Source organism: Streptomyces sp. NPDC014801 (genome assembly GCF_043082085.1).
GTDB lineage: Bacteria > Actinomycetota > Actinomycetes > Streptomycetales > Streptomycetaceae > Streptomyces.
Window position 1 is genome coordinate 56940 of record NZ_JBIBXG010000003.1, and the last position, 18556, is coordinate 75495.

Annotated in this window: 12 protein-coding genes; 10 read left to right on the forward strand and 2 right to left on the reverse strand. The window is 73.0% G+C overall.

Going from position 1 to position 18556, the window contains the following annotated elements:
• Both ACF1AL_RS07020 and ACF1AL_RS07025 read left to right on the forward strand, forming a co-directional pair.
• Positions 1 to 1023 carry a TIGR03842 family LLM class F420-dependent oxidoreductase gene (locus ACF1AL_RS07020; RefSeq protein WP_391820836.1) on the forward strand — a complete coding sequence of 341 codons (1023 nt, stop codon included), beginning with the start codon at positions 1 to 3 and terminating at the stop codon, positions 1021 to 1023.
• Positions 1024 to 1126: 103 nt separating this feature from the next.
• Positions 1127 to 2647, forward strand: coding sequence for an NCS1 family nucleobase:cation symporter-1 (locus ACF1AL_RS07025; RefSeq protein WP_391820835.1), 1521 nt, complete (start codon positions 1127 to 1129; stop codon positions 2645 to 2647).
• Between the two features lie 16 nt (positions 2648 to 2663).
• Here the strand turns inward: ACF1AL_RS07025 and ACF1AL_RS07030 are convergent, their stop codons facing one another.
• On the reverse strand, positions 2664 to 3344 hold the full coding sequence (locus tag ACF1AL_RS07030) for a hypothetical protein (protein WP_386417276.1): 681 nt from the start codon (positions 3342 to 3344) through the stop codon (positions 2664 to 2666).
• Positions 3345 to 3797: 453 nt separating this feature from the next.
• A complete protein-coding gene (locus tag ACF1AL_RS07035; RefSeq protein WP_391825486.1) occupies positions 3798 to 4862 on the reverse strand; it encodes a biotin/lipoate A/B protein ligase family protein in 1065 nt (354 codons plus the stop codon).
• 119 nt (positions 4863 to 4981) lie between these two features.
• Here ACF1AL_RS07035 and ACF1AL_RS07040 point away from each other — a divergent pair, with 119 nt between their 5' ends.
• The 8 genes from ACF1AL_RS07040 to ACF1AL_RS07075 all read left to right on the forward strand — a co-directional run bounded on the left by ACF1AL_RS07040 (position 4982) and on the right by ACF1AL_RS07075 (position 18551).
• Positions 4982 to 6817: a gamma-glutamyltransferase family protein gene (locus tag ACF1AL_RS07040; RefSeq protein ID WP_391825487.1), complete on the forward strand. Its 1836-nt coding sequence runs from the start codon at positions 4982 to 4984 to the stop codon at positions 6815 to 6817.
• A gap of 188 nt (positions 6818 to 7005) precedes the next feature.
• Entirely contained in the window at positions 7006 to 7851 is an 846-nt protein-coding gene (locus ACF1AL_RS07045) for an inositol monophosphatase family protein (protein ID WP_391820833.1), read from the forward strand.
• Positions 7852 to 8148: 297 nt separating this feature from the next.
• A complete protein-coding gene (locus ACF1AL_RS07050) occupies positions 8149 to 9558 on the forward strand; it encodes a phytoene desaturase family protein (protein ID WP_386584136.1) in 1410 nt (469 codons plus the stop codon).
• Entirely contained in the window at positions 9555 to 10064 is a 510-nt protein-coding gene (locus ACF1AL_RS07055; protein WP_391825488.1) for an O-acetyl-ADP-ribose deacetylase, read from the forward strand. Before ACF1AL_RS07050 ends, ACF1AL_RS07055 begins: the two co-directional genes overlap by 4 nt.
• A gap of 96 nt (positions 10065 to 10160) precedes the next feature.
• A complete protein-coding gene (locus tag ACF1AL_RS07060; RefSeq protein WP_391825489.1) occupies positions 10161 to 11819 on the forward strand; it encodes a glycosyltransferase family 2 protein in 1659 nt (552 codons plus the stop codon).
• A gap of 145 nt (positions 11820 to 11964) precedes the next feature.
• Positions 11965 to 13710, forward strand: coding sequence for a hypothetical protein (locus tag ACF1AL_RS07065; RefSeq protein WP_391825490.1), 1746 nt, complete (start codon positions 11965 to 11967; stop codon positions 13708 to 13710).
• A 126-nt stretch (positions 13711 to 13836) separates the two neighbouring features.
• Entirely contained in the window at positions 13837 to 14346 is a 510-nt protein-coding gene (locus ACF1AL_RS07070; RefSeq protein ID WP_391702022.1) for an SRPBCC family protein, read from the forward strand.
• A gap of 302 nt (positions 14347 to 14648) precedes the next feature.
• Positions 14649 to 18551, forward strand: coding sequence for a glycoside hydrolase family 2 TIM barrel-domain containing protein (locus tag ACF1AL_RS07075; protein ID WP_391825713.1), 3903 nt, complete (start codon positions 14649 to 14651; stop codon positions 18549 to 18551).
• Positions 18552 to 18556: the final 5 nt, after the last annotated feature.

Below are 18556 nucleotides of genomic sequence, written 5' to 3' on the forward strand. Positions count from 1 at the left end.
ATGGACTTCGGACTCGTCCTGCAGACCGACCCGCCCGCCTCCCGTGTCGTCGACCTGATGAGACGGGCGGAGGACAACGGCTTCCGCTACGGCTGGACCTTCGACTCCGCCGTGCTGTGGCAGGAACCGTTCGTGATCTACAGCCAGATCCTCGCGCACACGGAGCACCTGACCGTGGGGCCGATGGTGACGAACCCGGGCACCCGCACCTGGGAGGTCACCGCCTCCACCTTCGCCACCCTCAACGACATGTTCGGCAACCGCACGGTGTGCGGCATCGGCCGCGGCGACTCCGCGATGCGGGTGGCCGGCCGCAAACCCAACACCCTCGCCCGGATCAGCGAGGCGATGAAGGTCATCCGGGCCCTCGGCAGCGGACAGGAGGCGGACCTCGGCGGCGGCACCGTCGTCCGCTTCCCCTGGATCAAGCCGGGCGCCCGGCTGCCCGTGTGGATGGCCGCGTACGGGCCCAAGGCGCTGAAGATGGCCGGGGAGGAGGCCGACGGCTTCATCCTGCAGCTCGCCGACCTGTATCTGACCGAGTACATGGTCAAGGCGGTGCGCGACGCCGCCTCCGCCGCCGGACGCGACCCGTCCCAGGTGACCGTGTGCGTCGCCGCCCCCGCCTACGTCACCGCCGACGACTCGCCCGAGGCGCTCGCCCACGCCCGCGAGCAGTGCCGCTGGTTCGGCGGCATGGTCGGCAACCACGTCGCCGACCTGGTCGCCAAGTACGGCGAGCACTCGGCGGCCGTCCCGGACGAACTCACCGACTACATCAAGGCCCGCCAGGGCTACGACTACTCCCACCACGGGCGCAGCGGCAACCCCGACACCGCCTTCGTGCCCGACGAGATCGTCGACCGGTTCTGCCTGATCGGCCCGGTCGAGACGCATGTCGAGAAGCTGCGGGCCCTGCGCGCCCTCGGCGTCGACCAGTTCGCGGTGTACGACATGCACGACGCGCAGGAAGCCGTCATCGACGCCTACGGGCAGCACGTCATCCCCGCCCTGACCGCCTGACCCACCCCCCACCCGCACGCCCTTGGTCGCCCCTCCCACCGCCCCCGGGGGGAGGGGCCGGTGCCCGCACCCACCCCGACCCACCTCACCCCATGGGGCTGCCATGACCGAGACCGCACCGACCGCGATACCGCCCACCGCCCAAGTCACCCTGCCCGACGGCCGCGTGGAGCTCGCGGCCGACTCCGCGCCGCCCAGCGGCCGCTACGCCAACGAGGACCTGCTGCCGGTTCCGGCCCGGCGGCGCACCTGGACGACGTACAACTTCTGCGCGCTGTGGGTCGGCATGGCCCACAACACCGCCTCCTGGACGCTGGCCTCCGGGCTGATCGCCGTCGGCATGGACTGGAAACAGGCGGTCTTCACCATCGCCCTCGCCAATGTGATCGTGCTGGTGCCGATGCTGCTCACCGGACACGCCGGACCCAAGTACGGCATCCCCTTCCCGGTGTTCGCGCGCGCCTCCTTCGGGATCCGCGGCGCCAACCTGCCCGCCGTCGTACGGGCGTTGGTGGCCTGCGGCTGGTTCGGCATCCAGACCTGGATCGGCGGCGAGGCCATCTACTTCCTCGCCGGCAAGCTGATCGGGTCCGGCTGGTCGGACGCCTCGCGCATCGGCGGCCACCCCTGGACCATGTGGCTGTCGTTCGCCCTCTTCTGGGTCCTCCAGGTCGCCATCATCTACCGCGGCATGGAGACGATCCGCCGGTTCGAGAACTGGGCGGCGCCGTTCGTGCTGGTCGGCGCGTTCGTGATGCTGTGGTGGATGAGCGACAAGGCCGGCGGTCTCGGCCCGCTGTTCGACCAGCCCTCGAAGCTGGGCTGGGGCGCCGACTTCTGGAAGCTGTTCGCACCCTCCCTGATGGGCATGATCGGCTTCTGGTCGACGCTGTCGCTGAACATCCCCGACTTCACCCGCTACGGCCGCAGCCAGAAGGCGCAGACCTGGGGCCAGGCCCTCGGCCTGCCCACCACCATGACCCTGTTCGCGTTCCTGTCCGTGCTGGTCACCTCCGGCTCGCAGGCGGTCTACGGCAAGCCGGTCTGGGACCCGGTGCAGCTCGCGGCGAAGACGGACAGCACCGTCGGCCTGCTGTACGCCCTCGTCACGGTACTGGTGGCGACCCTGTCCGTGAACATCGCGGCCAACCTGGTCTCCCCGGCGTTCGACTTCTCCAACGTGGCGCCGCGCAAGGTGAGTTTCCGCACCGGGGCGCTGATCACCTGCGTGCTCGCCGTGGTCATCTGCCCGTGGAAGCTGTACGCCGACCCGCAGGGCTACATCTTCACCTGGCTCGGCCTGGTCGGCGGGCTGCTCGGCACGGTCGCCGGCATCCTCGTCGCCGACTACTGGATCGTACGCCGCGCCCGGCTCGACCTCGCCGACCTGTACCGGGCCGAGGGGCGCTACTGGTACGGGCGCGGCTGGAACTGGCGGGCCGTCGTCGCCTTCGCGGCGGGCGGGGTGCTGGCTGTCGGCGGCGCGGACTTCCACCCGCTGATCGACGGCCGGCCGATCCCGGCGCTGGCCGGCCTGGCCGACTACGGCTGGGCGGTGGGCCTGGCCACCTCCCTGGTGCTGTACCTGGCGCTGATGCTGCCGCGCCGCCGCGCCGCCGCCTGAGCGGTGCCCGGGGCGGTCAGCCGGCCTGGCCGGCCTGGCCGCCCTTCAGCGCGGCCATCGCCTCCTTGGCCGCCTTGATCGCACCCTTGTTGATCTCGTCGGTGCTCGGCGCCTTCTTCGTCTCGAAGTCGCTGCCGTTGTAGGTGACCACCACGACGGCGTTGTCCGCGCGGGCGATCACCTCGCCCTCGCGGGTCTGCTGCTTGTCCTCGGTGGTGAGGTTCACCACCGAGTACGCCTCGTCACCGAGACCGGGCACGGGGCCGCCGCCGCTCTTCTCGGTGGTGCGCTCCTGGTACGACTTGCGTGCCTGGTCGCCCGAGCCCAGCACCTCGAAGGAGACGTCGAGCCAGCGGTAGTCGTACCCCTTCAGCGCGTTCCAGGAGCAGGTGCGGCGCAGCTTGACGTCGGTCGAGGGGATCTCCTTGCCGGCGGTCTTGGCGCCGGGCACCAGCGCGCCGATCGTCTTCGCGCTGATGCTGGTGCAGGGCGCGGGGGCGGTGGTGTACGAGCGCGACTCGGCCGACGTGGAGGGGGCGGAGGCCGACTGGGTGGCCGTCTTGTTCTGCGCCGGCTCGTGCCCGGCGGCGGGGGGCGGGGCGAGCGGGCCGGACGACAGCGCCCAGCCGGCCGTGGCGAGCACGGCCACCGGGGACAGGCGCGCGGTCAGGGCGAGCGGCAGAGGAAGCAAACGCACGGCGCACTTCTCGTGGGGGAGGTGGCGAGGGGTGTCCGCAGTGCGGACGGGACGACAGTGTCACATGACTGCCTGTGGGGCGGAAGGGCGAACTCGCTCCGTGCCGGTGCGGTGACGCAGGCGGGTCGGTGGGTGCCGGACTTGTACCGAAAGCCTGCCGTGCCCGTCCACGCACGGCGCCCGGCCGCGCACGACACCCGATCGCACGCGGCGCCCCCGGCGGCCCGCTCTCGGCCGCACGGCGCCCGGCGATCCACGCCCGATCGCTCACGGGACCCGGCGGTCCGGTTCCGGCGCGTACGCGCCTGGCGGTCCGCTCTCGGACGCTCACGGCGGCTGGCCGCGCACTGCGCCCGATCGCTCACGGCGCCCGGCGGTCCGGTCCCGGCCGCACACGGCGCCCGGCCGTCCGCTCCCGGCGGGCAAGGCGCCCGGCCGTCCGCTCCCGGATGCTCACGGCACCCGGGCGGTCCACTCCGGGGCGGAGAACTTCGTGGCGGCCAGCTCCTCGGCGCGGGCCAGCTCCTCCGGCGTGACCTTGCCCTCGGACAGACCGTAGCGGGCGCGGAAGGAGTCGATCATCCGCTCGATGACGGTCTCGCGGGGCAGACCGGTCTGCCGGCGCAGCGGGTCCACCCGCTTCTTCGCGCTCTTGGTGCCCTTGTCGGACAGCTTCTCCCGCCCGATCCGCAGCACCCGCAGCATCTTGTCGGCGTCGATGTCGTACGACATCGTCACGTGGTGCAGCACCGCCCCCGAGCCACCGTGCGGGGCCACCAGCCGCTTCTGCGCGGCGCCCGCGATCTTTCCCTGGTCGGTGGCGATGTCGTTCAGCGGCTGGTACCAGGCCCTGATCCCCATGTCGCCGAGCGCGCCGAGCACCCAGTCGTCGAGGTAGGCGTAGCTGTCCTGGAAGGACAGCCCCTGCACCAGCGCCTCCGGCACCGACAGCGAGTACGTGATCGTGTTGCCCGGCTCGACGAACATCGCGCCGCCGCCGGAGATCCGGCGCACGACCTCCACACCGTGGCGGGCCGCCTCCTCGGCGTCGACCTCGTTGCGCAGCGACTGGAAACTGCCGATGATCACCGCGGGCGAGGCCCACTCCCACACGCGCAGCGTCGGCGGCCGGCGTCCCGCGGCCACCTCGGCGGTCAGCACCTCGTCCAGCGCCATGTGCAGCGCGGGCGACTGCGGACCCTCGTGGATCAGCTGCCAGTCGTAGTCCGTCCAGTCGGTGGCGTGCGCGAGCGCGCGGCGCACCGCGATCCCGATGCCCTCCGAGGTCAGCCCGTACATCACGGTGCCCTCGGGCAGCGCCGCCTCGACCCGGGCGGCGAGAGACGCCGCGCCGGTGTCCGCGGGAGCGCCCTCCAGCGCGGCGTTCACCGCGTCCAGCGCCTCGTCCGGCTCCAGGAAGAAGTCCCCGGCCACGCGCACGTGGCGCAGCACGCCGTCCTCGACGTCCACGTCCACCACGACCAGCTTGCCGCCGGGCACCTTGTACTCACCGTGCACTGCCTGGACCTCCCGTCCTGCCGCAGAGATCAACGCGGCGGGCGGCCGCCGTGTTCCCCGGGCGTGATCACGCCCGTACGATCCACCCGTCGGACGTACCGCGAGCCCAGGAGGCGCCCGTGTTCACCACCCGGCCCACCCTGCAGGGCACCTTCGGCATGGTGTCCTCCACCCACTGGCTGGCCTCCTCCTCGGCCATGGCGGTCCTGGAGGACGGCGGCAACGCCTTCGACGCCGCCGTGGCCGGCGCGTTCGTCCTCCACGTGGTGGAGCCGCACCTGAACGGCCCCGCGGGCGAGGTGCCGATCCTGCTCGCCCCGGCGGGCGGCGAGGTGCGCGTGCTGTGCGGGCAGGGCGTGGCCCCGGCGGGCGCCACCGTCGCCCACTACCGGGGGCTCGGCCTCGACCTCGTGCCCGGCACCGGCCCGCTCGCCGCCGCCGTGCCCGGCGCGTTCGACGCGTGGATGGTGCTGCTGCGCGACCACGGCACCAAGTCCCTCGCCGACGTCCTGAAGTACGCCATCGGCTACGCCGAACACGGGCACGCGCCCGTGGAGAACGTCGGCGCGACCGTGGAGAGCGTACGGCGGCTGTTCGAGACCGAGTGGACGTCGTCCGCGGAGGTCTATCTGCCCGGCGGCCGCGCGCCCCGGCCCGGTGAGTTGCTGCGCAACCCGGCCCTGGCCGCCACCTGGAAGCGGCTGCTGGCCGAGACCGCCGGCGCGGGCGACCGGGAGGCGGTGATCGACGCCGCGCGGGAGGTGTGGCGCCGCGGATTCATCGCCGAGGCGCTGGTACGGCAGGCGGCTCGGCCGACGCTCGACACCAGCGGCGCACGCCACACCGGCACCCTCACGGCCGCCGACCTCGCCGGCTGGTCCGCGACCTACGAGACACCGGTGACGTACGACTGGAACGGCTGGACCGTCTGCAAGGCCGGCCCGTGGAGCCAGGGGCCGGTCCTGCTCCAGCAGCTCGCGCTGCTCCCGCCCGAACTGCCGCCGTACGGCAGCGCCGACTACGTCCACCTCCTCGTCGAGGGCTGCAAGCTGGCCATGGCCGACCGGGAGGCCTGGTACGGCGACGCCGCCGAGGTGCCCGTGGACGCCTTGCTGTCGGACGACTACAACGCCGCCCGCCGCGCCCTCATCGGCGCCCGCGCCTCCACCGAACTGCGGCCGGGCGCCCCCGGCGGCCACGCCCCGCGGCTGAGCGCGCACGCGCGCGTGGCCGCCACGGTCGAGCCGGGGTCCGATCCGCTCGCCGCGCTGGGCGTCGGCGAGCCCACCGTCGCCGAGCCGGGCACCTCCCCGGTGCCGGGCGAACCGCTGGTGAACGCCGACGGTGCCACCCGGGGCGACACCTGCCACCTCGACGTCGCCGACCGCTGGGGCAACATGGTGGCCGCCACGCCCAGCGGCGGCTGGCTGCAGTCGAACCCGGTCGTCCCCGAACTGGGCTTTCCGCTCGGCACCCGGCTGCAGATGACCTGGCTGGAGGAGGGCCTGCCGAACTCCCTCACGCCCGGCCGCCGCCCCCGCACCACCCTCACGCCGTCCCTCGCGCTGCGCGACGGCGTGCCCGTCCTCGCCTTCGGCACCCCCGGCGGCGACCAGCAGGACCAGTGGCAGCTGCACTTCTTCCTCGCCGCGGCCCTGCGGTCCCCGGTGCGGGGCGGGCTCGACCTGCAGGGCGCCATCGACGCGCCGAACTGGCACAACGACTCCTTCCCCGGCTCCTTCTATCCGCGCGCCATGCGCCCGGGGGCCCTCACCGTCGAGTCCCGCATGGACCCGGCGGTCGTCGACGAGCTGCGGCGGCGCGGCCACGACGTGACCGTCGGCCCGGCGTGGTCCGAGGGACGGCTGTGCGCGGTCGCGCGGGACCCGGAGACCGGGGTGCTGTCGGCGGCGGCGAATCCCCGGGGGATGCAGGGGTACGCGGTGGGTCGGTGACCACCGGCGCACGCCAGGACGTGCGGGCGGGGCGCCGACCCGCCGGGCCGCGCACACGGCGGACGTGCGGGTGGGCGACGGCCGGCCGCGCACGGGCCGGGACGTGCGGCTCCGCACGTTCACGCCGATTCCACCCGCTGTGCACCGGACGGGATCGGAATGTCAGTGCCGCGTGCTGTGATGGAGACATGATCGAAGACACGGGAACCATCGAAGGGTTTCTCGCCCGCCGCTCGGCCGACGTGGAGGAGGCGGTCCGCGAGGCCGCCGCGGCCGAGATCATGCCTCGCTGGCGGCAGCTCGCCGACCACGAGGTGGACGTCAAGAGCGGGCCGCACGACCTGGTGACGGACGCCGACCGCAAGGCCGAGCTGTATCTCACCGAGACGCTGCGCGCCCTGCTGCCCGGCTCCGTCGTGGTGGGCGAGGAGGCCGTGCACGCCAACCCGGCGACGTACGACGCGATCCGCGGCGAGGCACCGGTGTGGATCGTCGATCCCGTCGACGGCACACGGCAGTTCGTGCACGGCGACGACGGCTTCTGCACGCTCGTCGCGCTCGCCCAGGGCGGTGTGCTGCGCGCCTCGTGGACGTACGCGCCCGCGCGCGGCCAGTTCGCCACCGCGGTCCGGGGCGGCGGCGCCCACCTCGACGGACAGCGGCTGCTGGCCGGGCCGCCCGCCCCCGGCCGGGACCTGGAGGTCGCCACCTCGCACCCCGACTACACCACCGACGAGCAGAAGCGCGCGCTGCTCGGCCTGCGCGTGCCGGGGGTCGCCCCGCGCCCCTGCGGCTCGGCCGGCCTGGAGTACCTGGCCGTCGCCCGCGGCCTGTGCGATGCCGTCGCGTTCTCGTGGGAGGCGGCGTGGGACCACGCGGCCGGCCTGCTGCTGGTCGAGGAGGCGGGCGGCGCCCACCTGACCGTCACCGGCGAACCGTTCCGCATCACCGGCGGCAACGCCCTGCCGTTCACCGCGGCCCGCGACGAGACGACGGCCCGCCGGATACGGGGGCTGCTGGCCGCGGGGGCGTGAGGATGGATCGCTGAGGCGACGCCGCGCGCATGAGGACGCGCACCGCGGAGGGACGTCGCGCGTACGAGGACGCGCACCACGGAGGGACGTCGCGCGCATGAGGACGCGCACCACGCAAGCGACGTCGTACGCATGAGGACGTGCACCGCGGAGGCGACGCCGTCCCGCCCGGCGGCCCGAAGGACCGGTCGTGGTGCCGCCGGAGGCGACCGCGGGGCCGGGCCTGTCGGTGCCCCGGCATATCCTGATCCCCTCAGGCAGGCCGTCGGCTGACGAAGGGGTCCGAAGGTGCCGTCGATGCTCGATGCGGTCGTGGTGGGTGCGGGGCCGAACGGACTGACCGCTGCCGTGGAGCTGGCCCGCCGCGGCTTCTCCGTCGCCCTGTTCGAGGCTCGCGGCACCGTCGGCGGCGGCTCCCGCACCGAGGAGCTGACCCTGCCCGGCTTCCGGCACGACCCGTGCGCCGCGGCCCACCCCCTCGCCGTCAACTCGCCCGCGTTCCGCGCCATGCCGCTGGAGCGCTACGGACTTCAGTGGCTGCACCCCGAGCTGCCCATGGCGCACCCGTTCCCGGACGGCAGCGCGGCGGTGCTGGCCCGCTCGGTCGCCGAGACCGCCGCGTCCTTCGGGCCGCGCGACGCCGGCGCCTACCGGCGGCTGGTGGAGCCCTTCCTGCACAAGTGGGACACGCTCGTGCGGGACTTCATGTCCCTGCCGCTGACCGCGCTGCCCCGCGACCCGGTCACGCTCGCCCGCTTCGGCCTGGCCGGCCTGCCCCCGTCCACCTGGCTGACCCGCCGTTTCCGCGACGAGAAGGCCAAGACGCTGTTCGCCGGGCTAGTCGCCCACGTCATGGCCCCGCTCAACGGCCTCGCCACCGGCGCGATCGGCCTGGTCTTCGCGGTCGCCGCGCACGCCCGCGGCTGGCCCCTCGCCCGCGGCGGCTCCCAGGCCATCGCCGACGCGCTCGCCGCCTACCTCAGGGACCTCGGCGGCGAGATCCACACCGACTACGAGGTCAAACGGCTCGACGACCTGCCCCCGGCCCGCGCCTACGTCTTCGACACCTCGCCCACCGCCCTGGCCCGCATCGCCGGGTTCGGCCGGTACTACGACGGCTACCGGTACGGCCCCGGCGCGTTCAAGATCGACTACGCCCTGGACGGCCCGGTCCCGTGGACCGCGAAGGAGGCCCGCGCCGCCGGCACGGTCCAGATCGGCGCGGACAGCGCGGAGATCGGCGCGGCGCTGCGCGCGGCCTCCCGCGAGGGCCGCGCCCCCGACCGGCCGTTCATGATCACCGTGCAGCCGAGCGTCGTCGACCCCACCCGCGCGCCCGCCGGCCGGCACGTCTTCTGGGCGTACGGCCACGTCCCGAACGGCTGGAGGGGCGACCTCACCGACGCCCTGGAGCGCCAACTGGAGCGCTTCGCCCCGGGGTTCCGCGACCGGATCCTCGCCCGCGCCACCGCCGGCCCGCCCGAACTCGCCGCCCGCAACGCCAACTACGTGGGCGGTGACATCGCCTCCGGCGCGGTGGTGGGCCTGCAGACGCTGCTGCGCCCGAAACTGTCCCTGTTCCCGTACACCACCCCGCATCCGGCCGTCTTCATCTGCTCGTCGGCCACCCCGCCGGGCCCGGGCGTGCACGGCATGGCGGGGCACAACGCGGCCAAGGCCGTGTGGAGGAGACTGAGGCAGGAATGACCGCCATCACCCTGGTCCAGGGCGACATCACCCGGCAGCGCGCCGACGCCCTCGTCAACGCGGCCAACTCCTCGCTGCTGGGCGGCGGCGGAGTCGACGGCGCCATCCACCGCCGCGGCGGCCCCGCCATCCTTCAGGAGTGCCGCAGGCTGCGCGCCTCCCGGTACGGCAGAGGTCTGCCCACGGGCCAGGCGGTCGCCACCACGGCCGGAAACCTCGACGCCCGCTGGGTGATCCACACGGTCGGCCCGGTGTACTCGGCCGAGCAGGACCGCTCGCCCCTGCTGGCCTCCTGCTACCGCGAGTCCCTGCGCGTGGCCGGCGAACTCGGCGCGAGAACGGTCGCGTTCCCCGCCATCTCCACGGGCGTCTACCGCTGGCCCATGGACGACGCGGCCCGCATCGCCCTGGAAACGGTCCGCTCCACCCCCACGACGGCGGAGGAAATCCGCTTCGTCCTCTTCGACACTCCCGCATACGAGGCGTTCACCCGCCAGTTGGGCTGACGAAGGGCCCAGTTCCCCCCTCCCTCTTCACACCAGCCACACAGGTACCCCTATTCTGCTCCTGTTCTTTGCGCATTCTCTGGGGGGATCCTGTCGATGGATGACGTGCGCCTGCCGACGGTCTCCGTCGTCATACCGGTGTACAACGCCCTGCCCTACCTGCGGCAGACCCTGGCCTCGGTGGCCGGGCAGACCATCGGCACGGACGCCCTCGAGGTCGTCGCCGTGGACGACGGCAGCACCGACGGCAGCGGTGAGGTCCTGGACGCCTGGGCCGAGGAGCAGGCCTTCCGGGTGACGGTCGTCCACCAGGAGGCCTCCGGCGGCCCGAGCCGGCCCCGCAACGTCGGCCTCGACCACGCGAGCGGCCGCTACGTCTTCTTCCTCGACGGCGACGACTGCCTGGGCCCGGAAGCCCTGGAACGCCTCGTCGCCCTGGCCGAGAAGAACGGCGCCGACACCGTGCTGGCCAAGTTCGTGGGCGTGGGCCGGGCGATACGCCCCGAGGTGCGCCAGGTCTTCGCCAGAACCGTGGACCGCGCGGACCCGGCCGCCGTCTACTACTCGCTGATGCCGTTCAAGCTGTTCCGGCGCAGGGTGATCGAAGAGCACCACATCCGCTTCCCGGAGCACATGCGGATCAGCGAGGACCAGCACTTCGTCGCCCGGGCCTACCTGCACAGCAAGGTCATCTCGATCCTCGCCGACTACGACTGCTACTACCTCGTCGGGCGCGGCGACAAGGGCAACATCACGCACGGCGGCCTCGACTACCCGACGATGGTCGCCCAGGCCGCGGAGATGGTCGACCTCGTCAAGAGCCTCACCGAGCCCGGCACGCTGCGGGACCGGCTCGTCACCCGGCACGTCAAGGCCGAGCTGCTGCGCCGCTTCGACCGCCGCTACCTCGACGCCGACGAGGCCGGCCGCAAGGAACTGGCCGCGCTGGCCGCGCCGTACGCGAGGGAGTGGGTCACCCCGGGTGTGCGGGCGGAGCTGGACGTGGCCGAGCGGCTGCGGGCGCACTGCCTGGCCGAAGGGCTCCTCGACGAACTCGCCCGGGTCGTCGAGTGGGACCTGGCCGGCCGGCCCGGCAAGACACGGATCCGGGACGGCCGGCTGTACGCGGCCGCACCGTACCCGCCGCAATCCTCCGCCGCCTACGACGAGTTGTGCGACATCACCGGCGCGGTGCTCGCCGTCAGCCCCCGGCGCCGCGTCGACCGGATCACCTGGACGGGCGGCGTCGTCGCCCTGTCCGGTTACGCCTACCTCGACCAGGTCGACACCGACGACCTGACCACGTCGATCGTGCTGCGCCACCCCGTGACCCGGCGGGAGATCGCCCTCGTCGCCGAGGCCGTGCCGTCGCCGTACCTGACGGTGAGCCGCGGCAAGGAGACCTACGACTACGGCCGCTCCGGCTTCCGGGCGGCGATCGACGTCGCGTCCGCCGACGGGGGAAACCCCCTCGAACCCGGCGCCTGGGAGGTGTCCCTGCGCTGCACCGCCCACGGTGTCTCCGCAGGCGGAGGCCTGGGCGGCGCCCTCGGACACGAGGTGGCACGGAGCTCCGAGCGGCACGTCCTGCCGCTCGGAGCGGACGGCGGCCGCCCGCACACCGTGAGCCTCGGCCCGCAGGACGGCAAGCTCGTCCTGCGGATCAAGCCGGTGCCCCCGCCCCCGTCGAGGCTGTCCCGGCTGAAGAAGCTGGCGGGCCGCGTCACCGGCGCGGCGAACCGGCGCGGCGGGTGAACGACGGGCCACCGGCCCTTTCCCCGCCCCCTCTCCGACGACCATCCCCGCATCGTCGGCGTCCGCCGTGGGCGCCGGCTCCTCACCGTGCACACGCACACGCCCGCCGCGGCCGGCCGAGGCCGGCGCTGCCCTGGAGACAACCGTGAACACAGCCGCGCCCGACACGGCGGCCGCCCCGGTCACGCCCGCGAGACCCCGGCCCGTCGCCCGACCCGGCCTCGAAAACCGGGCCCGGCTCCTGCTGCGGCCCTGGTGGCCCGCGACCGGCGAGGTCCTCGTCAGCCTGGTGACCGCCCTGGGCTTCACCTACTGGGGGCTGAGCGTGGGCAACAGCCCCGTCACCCGGGTCGGTCAGGTCAGCGGCCTGTCGGACCTTCAGTTCCGCCTCGCCCTCCTCCTGCTGGTCCTCCTCGCCGCCGTGGGATGGGCGACCGTGCGCGGCGGCGAGCGCGTGCGGTCCTCGGCCGTCCGGCTCGGTGCGGCCGCGGTCGCCGGTCTGAGCACCGGGTTCCTCGGCGCCGGGCAGGTCTTCGCGCTGCGCGGCACCCCCTGGCCGATCAACGGCCCCTACGGCGACAACAACCGCATCCTGGCCTGGGCCGAGGAAGTACTGCACACCGGCTCGATGCACGCCTTCTACCCGCCGGCCGTGCCCTACATCCTGGGGTTCGCCGCCAAGGCCGGCATCCTCGGCGGGCAGCCCGCCTTCGGCCTGAAGTGGCTGTTCATCGCGTTCGTCGCGCTGACCGGGCCCGCGGCCTACCTGGCCTGGCGGTCGTGTCTGTCCCCTCTGCCCGCGCTCGCCGTCGGACTGCTGCCCGCGCTGCAGCAGACGCTGCCGCACAAGCCGTACAGCCCGTTCGTCCTCGTGGTCCTGGTGCCGCTGATCGCCAAGCTGCTGATGTGGCTGCGGGCCGCACCCCGCTTCTCCACCCGCGGGCTCCTCGCGCGCGGCACCTTCCTCGGCGTGCTGTTCGGACTGCTCTTCCTGATCTACTCGGGCTGGCACCTGTGGTCCCTGCCGGGCGCGCTCGTCGCCGTCCTGCTGTGCTTCCCCTGGCGTGACCGGCCCGCGCGCGCCCTGCTGTTCCTCGGCAGCACCCTCACCGGGTTCCTGCTGGTGGCCGGCGTCTATCTGCGCGTCCTGCTGAGCGCCACCGGCACCCGGGACCAGTGGTGCTCCGGCTACACCCTGACCGAGCCCGCGTACATCGGGACGACCCCGCTGTCCGGCCGTGCCTGGGACGAACCGGGGGAGTACCCGGGCTTCGGCGAGTTCGCCGGGCTGCACACCTACGCCGTGCTCGCCCTGATCGGGCTCGGGGTCGCCGTCGCGATCGGGCTGCGCCAGGTCGTGGTGATCGCGCCGCTCGCCTGCTTCGGCAGCGCCTGGCTGATCCGGTTCTGGCTGGCCGGGCACATGGAGGCCGACCAGCAGGTGCAGCTCTTCCCGCGGACCATGATGCAGATCCAGGTCACCCTGACCGCCCTCGCCGTGCTGGCCTGCGTCCTCGCCGTGCGCAAGCTCGCGCCGCACGTCAGGGCCCAGGCGGGCGCCGCGGCCGACGCGCGCCACCGCGGCTTCACCGCCGTCGGCGCGCTGCTCGCGCTCGCTCTGGCCGGCGGGATGATCGGCTCGTTCTTCAGCAACCAGTACCTGCCGACCCTGCCGCAGGAGAAGCTCGCCGGCACCCTGGCCTGGCAGGCGCACCAGTTCCGCAAGCCCGACGGCAGCTGCCCCAAGTACGCCCAGCACCACAAGTGCCGCGACTACCCGCAGCGCACCGTCATCAAGGACGCCCCGCCCGTCGACAAGATGGTCTGCGAGTACCCCTGGCGCAAGGAGACCTCCGACGGCTCGATCGAGACGCTCCTCACCCAGCCCTGACCGAAGGCCGCCCCTCGTCAACTCCCCTTCCACCCCCGTGGATTAGCCTGGCCGGGCCCCCCGCGGCCCGCGATCGTCCGCGGGCCGCGGGGTGCCTGAGTCGGTTCGTTGTGTGGAGGTTGAGCGATGCGTCTTGCCGAGAGGCCCGGGGTGGAGTGCGAGATCGAGATCGATGCCGCGCCCGAGCGGGTGTGGCGGCTGGTCTCGGACATCGGCACGTCCGTGAAGTACAGCCCCGAACTGCAGGAGGTGGAGTGGCTGGACGGGGCCCCGGGGCCGGCCGTCGGCTGCTGTTTCGCCGGCCGCAACCGCAATGAGCACCTGGGGGAGTGGACCACCGTCAGCCGTATCTCGGTGATGGACGAGCCGCGCGCCTTCGGCTGGGAGGTGGTCTACCGGCACGACCGGGAAGGCGACGCGCTGGCCGTGTGGACCTACACCCTGGAGGCCACCGCCGGCGGGTCCGGTACCCGGCTTCGGCACGGCATGCGGATCGGTCCCGGCCGTGGCCCGCTGCAGGACTTCGTGGAGAAGTACCCCGAGCGCGAGGAGCAGATCGTCGCCGGCCGGCTCGCCCTGCTGCGCACCGGCATCGAGGCGACCCTCAACGGCGTGAAGGCCGAGCTGGAGGCCTAGGGGCCTGATCGACGAGACACCCCCTGGCAGGCGGCTGCCGTGGCGGATCCTGATGGGCGAAGTGGGCGACGTGCGCCCATCAGGAACACACAAACTCCGACAGAATCATTGATCGGACTGTGTTCGGGTTCTAGGGTGACCGTGGCTCAGCAGCCGCACGGTCACCCTCAGTTGCGCATCGTGCGGCAGTGCGTGAGCCCTCGCTCCGCGCACTCAACAGCAACGAACACAAACTGACGCACCCTCAGCCCGCCCGCGTCAGCGACGTGCAGTCCACGGTCGCCCCGAGGAAGGCCACGGTCATGCCGCACCCGCACCCGAACGCGTCCCCGTCCGCCCGCCCGGAGCGCGCGGTCGTCAGCCGCCGCCGTCTGCTGGAGTCCTCCGCCGCCGTACTCGGCGCGCTCGCCCTGTCCGGGCCGTCCGCCGCGGCACACGCCGCCGGCCCGCGCACGGCCGCGGACGAGCGGCCGGAGTGGAACGGGAACATGGCCCTGTTCCAGGTGGGCACCGAGCCCCCGCACACCACGCTCATGCCGTACGCGACCCTCGCCCAGGCGCTCCGGGCGGACCGCACCGCCTCGCCGTACCGGATGAGCCTCGACGGGACGTGGAAGTTCGCCTACGCCGACCGGCCCGACGACCGGGACGTCGACTTCCACCGCACCGATCTCGACGACCGGCACTGGGAGACCATCCCCGTGCCCTCCGTGTGGCAGCTGCACGGCCACGACTTCCCGATCTACGTCAACATCACCTACCCCTACTGGGGCCCCAACGGCCTCGGCGAGAACCCGCAGCCGCCCGCCGCGCCGACCCGCTACAACCCCGTCGGCCAGTACCGCCGCACCTTCACCGTCCCGGCGAACTGGGCCGACCGGCGGGTCTTCCTGCACTTCGAGGGCGTCAAGTCCGCCCACTACGTGTGGATCAACGGGCAGCTCGCCGGCTACCACGAGGACTCCTACACCCCGGCCGAGTACGACATCACCGACCACCTGAAGCCCGGCACCAACCAGATCGCCGTCGAGGTCTACCGCTACTCCGACGGCGACTGGCTGGAGGACCAGGACATGATCCGGCTGAGCGGCATCTTCCGCTCGGTCTACCTGTTCGCCACACCGCAGGTGCACCTGCGCGACTTCAAGCTGGACACCCCGCTCGGCGACGGATACCGGTCGGCGGAGCTGAGCGTCACCGCCAGCGTGCGCGACTACGGCGGCGAGGGCGGCGGCCGGTACACCGTCGAGACCATGCTGTACGACGCCGGCGGCCACCCCGTGTGGCCCCGCCCCCTCCAGCAGAGCGCCGACCTCGGCTCCGGCGGCGAACTCACCGTGCGGGCCTCCAGAGCCGTACCCGAGCCGCGGCTGTGGTCGGCCGAGCGGCCGTATCTCTACACCGCCGTCCTGCAGTTGCGCGATGCCTCGGGGAAGGTGACCGAGACCCTCTCGCACCGCGTCGGCCTGCGCGAGTTCGCGCTCAAGGACGGTCTGATGCGCATCAACGGGCAGCCGGTGACCTTCCGCGGCACCAACCGCCACGAGATGCACCCCGAGCGCGGCACCGCGCTCACCCGCGCCGACCTGGTGCGCGACATCGGGATCATCAAGCGGATGAACATGAACTCGGTCCGCACCTCCCACTACCCCAACAACCCCCAGTGGCTGGAACTCGCGGACGAGTACGGCCTGTACCTGGTCGACGAGACCAACCTGGAGACGCACGGCGTCCGCGGCCAGTACCCGGGCAGCGACCCCGCGTGGACCGCCGCCTGCGTCGCCCGCGCGCAGAACATGGTGCACCGCGACAAGAACCACGCCTCGGTCGTCATCTGGTCCCTCGGCAACGAGGCCGGCGGCGGCAGCACCTTCTCCGCCATGCACGACTGGATCCGCTCCTACGACCCCACCCGCGTCATCCAGTACGAGGGCGACGACCGGCCCGGCGTCAGCGACATCCGCTCGGAGATGTACGAGAGCCCCGCCCGCGTCGAGCAGCGCGCCAAGGACACCGCCGACACCCGGCCGTACGTCATGATCGAGTACTGCCACGCGATGGGGAACTCCAACGGCAACTTCAAGGAGTACTGGGACCTGGTCCGCCGCTACGACGTGCTGCAGGGCGGCTGGATCTGGGACTTCGTCGACCAGTCGCTGAGCTGGCCCACGCCCCCGCGCACGCTGCTGACCGAGACCGGTCCGGGCCGGCTGCGCGGCGAGATCCTTCCCGCCCACGGCCGTTTCGAGCGGGGCAAGGGCGTCAGCGGAGGCACCGTCTTCGCCCGCGACGACCGCCTCGACCTCACCGGCTCGCTCACCCTGGAGGCGTGGTTCACCCCGCACGTCACCGGCTACCACCAGCCGATCCTCGCCAAGGGCGACACCCAGTACGCGCTCAAGCAGTCCGACGGCACGCTGGAGTTCTTCATCCACGGCGGCGGGCAGTGGTTCACCGTGAGCTGGGCGGTGCCCGCCGACTGGACCGGGCGCGAACACCACGCCGCCGGCGTCTTCGACGCGGACGCGGGCACGCTGACCCTGTACGTCGACGGCGTGGCGCGGGCCACCCGCACCACCACCGGGCGGCCCGGCAGCACCACCGCGCCCCTCGCGCTCGCCACCGACGTGGACAACCCGACGCGCGAGTTCAGCGGCACCATCCGGCGCGCCCGGGTCTACGCCCGCGCGCTGAGCGCCGCCGAACTCTCCGATGAGGACCGCCGGCCGGACGACGCCGGGGTGCGGTTCTGGTTCGACGCGGCCACCGCCGGCGTCACCGAGCGCACGGTGAAGGACAAGACGTTCTTCGCCTACGGCGGCGACTGGGGCGACAACCCGAACGACGGGGCCTTCGTCGCCGACGGCATCGTCACCGCCGACCGCGCCCACACCGGCAAGGCCGCCGAGATCAAGCGGATCCACCAGGCGATCAACGCCGCCCCGGCCGGCGGCGACCAGCGCCGGGTGACCCTCACCAACGAGTACCTGTTCACCAACGTCAGGGAGTTCGACGGCCGCTGGGAACTCGTCGCCGACGGCAAGGTCGTCCAGAAGGGGCGGCTCACGCGCGACCAGCTGGACCTCGCGCCGCTCGCGCACAAGGACATCACCGTGCCGTTCACCCTGCCGGCCCGTCCCGCGCCCGGCACCGAGTACTTCCTGCAGCTGTCCTTCACCACCAAGGAGGCCACCCCCTGGGCGAAGGCCGGCTTCGAGGTGGCCCGGCAGCAGATCCCGCTCGACGCCGGCAGCCCCGCCGTGACCCCCGCCCCGCTGGCCTCCGTCCCGGCGCTGCGCCACACCGAGACGGCGACCGCCGTCACGGTCACCGGCGCGGACCTCACCGTCGCCGTCGACAAGCGCACCGGCCTGATCACCACCTACGAGGCCGCCGGCCTGCGCCTGCTCACCTCGGGTCCGGTGCCCAACTACTGGCGCGCCCCCACCGACAACGACCGCGGCAACGGCCAGCACACCCGCAACCAGACCTGGCGCGACGCGGGCGCCCGCCGCACGGTCACCGGCGTCACCGTGCGCCCCCTGCGCGACCGTGCCGTCGAGATCGAGGTGGCCGGCACCCTGCCCACCACGACGGCCTCGGCGTACACCACCACCTACACCGTCTTCGGCAACGGCGAGATCCGCGTCGACCACACCCTGCGCCCGGGCGCCGCGAACCTGCCGTACATCCCGGAGGTCGGCACGATGCTGTTCCTGCCGGAGCGGTACGAGCACCTCCACTACTACGGCCGCGGCCCCGAGGAGAACTACTGGGACCGCAACGACGGCACCGACGTCGGCCTGTACTCCGGGACCGTCTCGGGACAGTGGACCTCCTACATCCGCCCCCAGGAGAACGGCAACAAGACGGACGTGCGCTGGGCGGCCCTCACCGACGGCGACGGCCGCGGCCTGCTGGTCGCGGGGGAGCCGCTGATCGAGCTCAACGCCTCCCACTTCACCCCGGAGGATCTCTCCCTCGGCGTGCGCCACGACTACCAGCTCACCCCGCGCAAGGAGGTCGTGCTGCGCGTCAACCACCGGCAGATGGGCGTCGGCGGCGACAACAGCTGGGGCGCCCACACCCACGACGCGTACAAACTCTTCGCCGACCGCGCCTACGCCTACACCTACCGCCTGCGCCCCCTCACCGGCCTCGACCACGCGATGACGACGGCACGGCGGCCCACGGCAACGGACTGACCCGG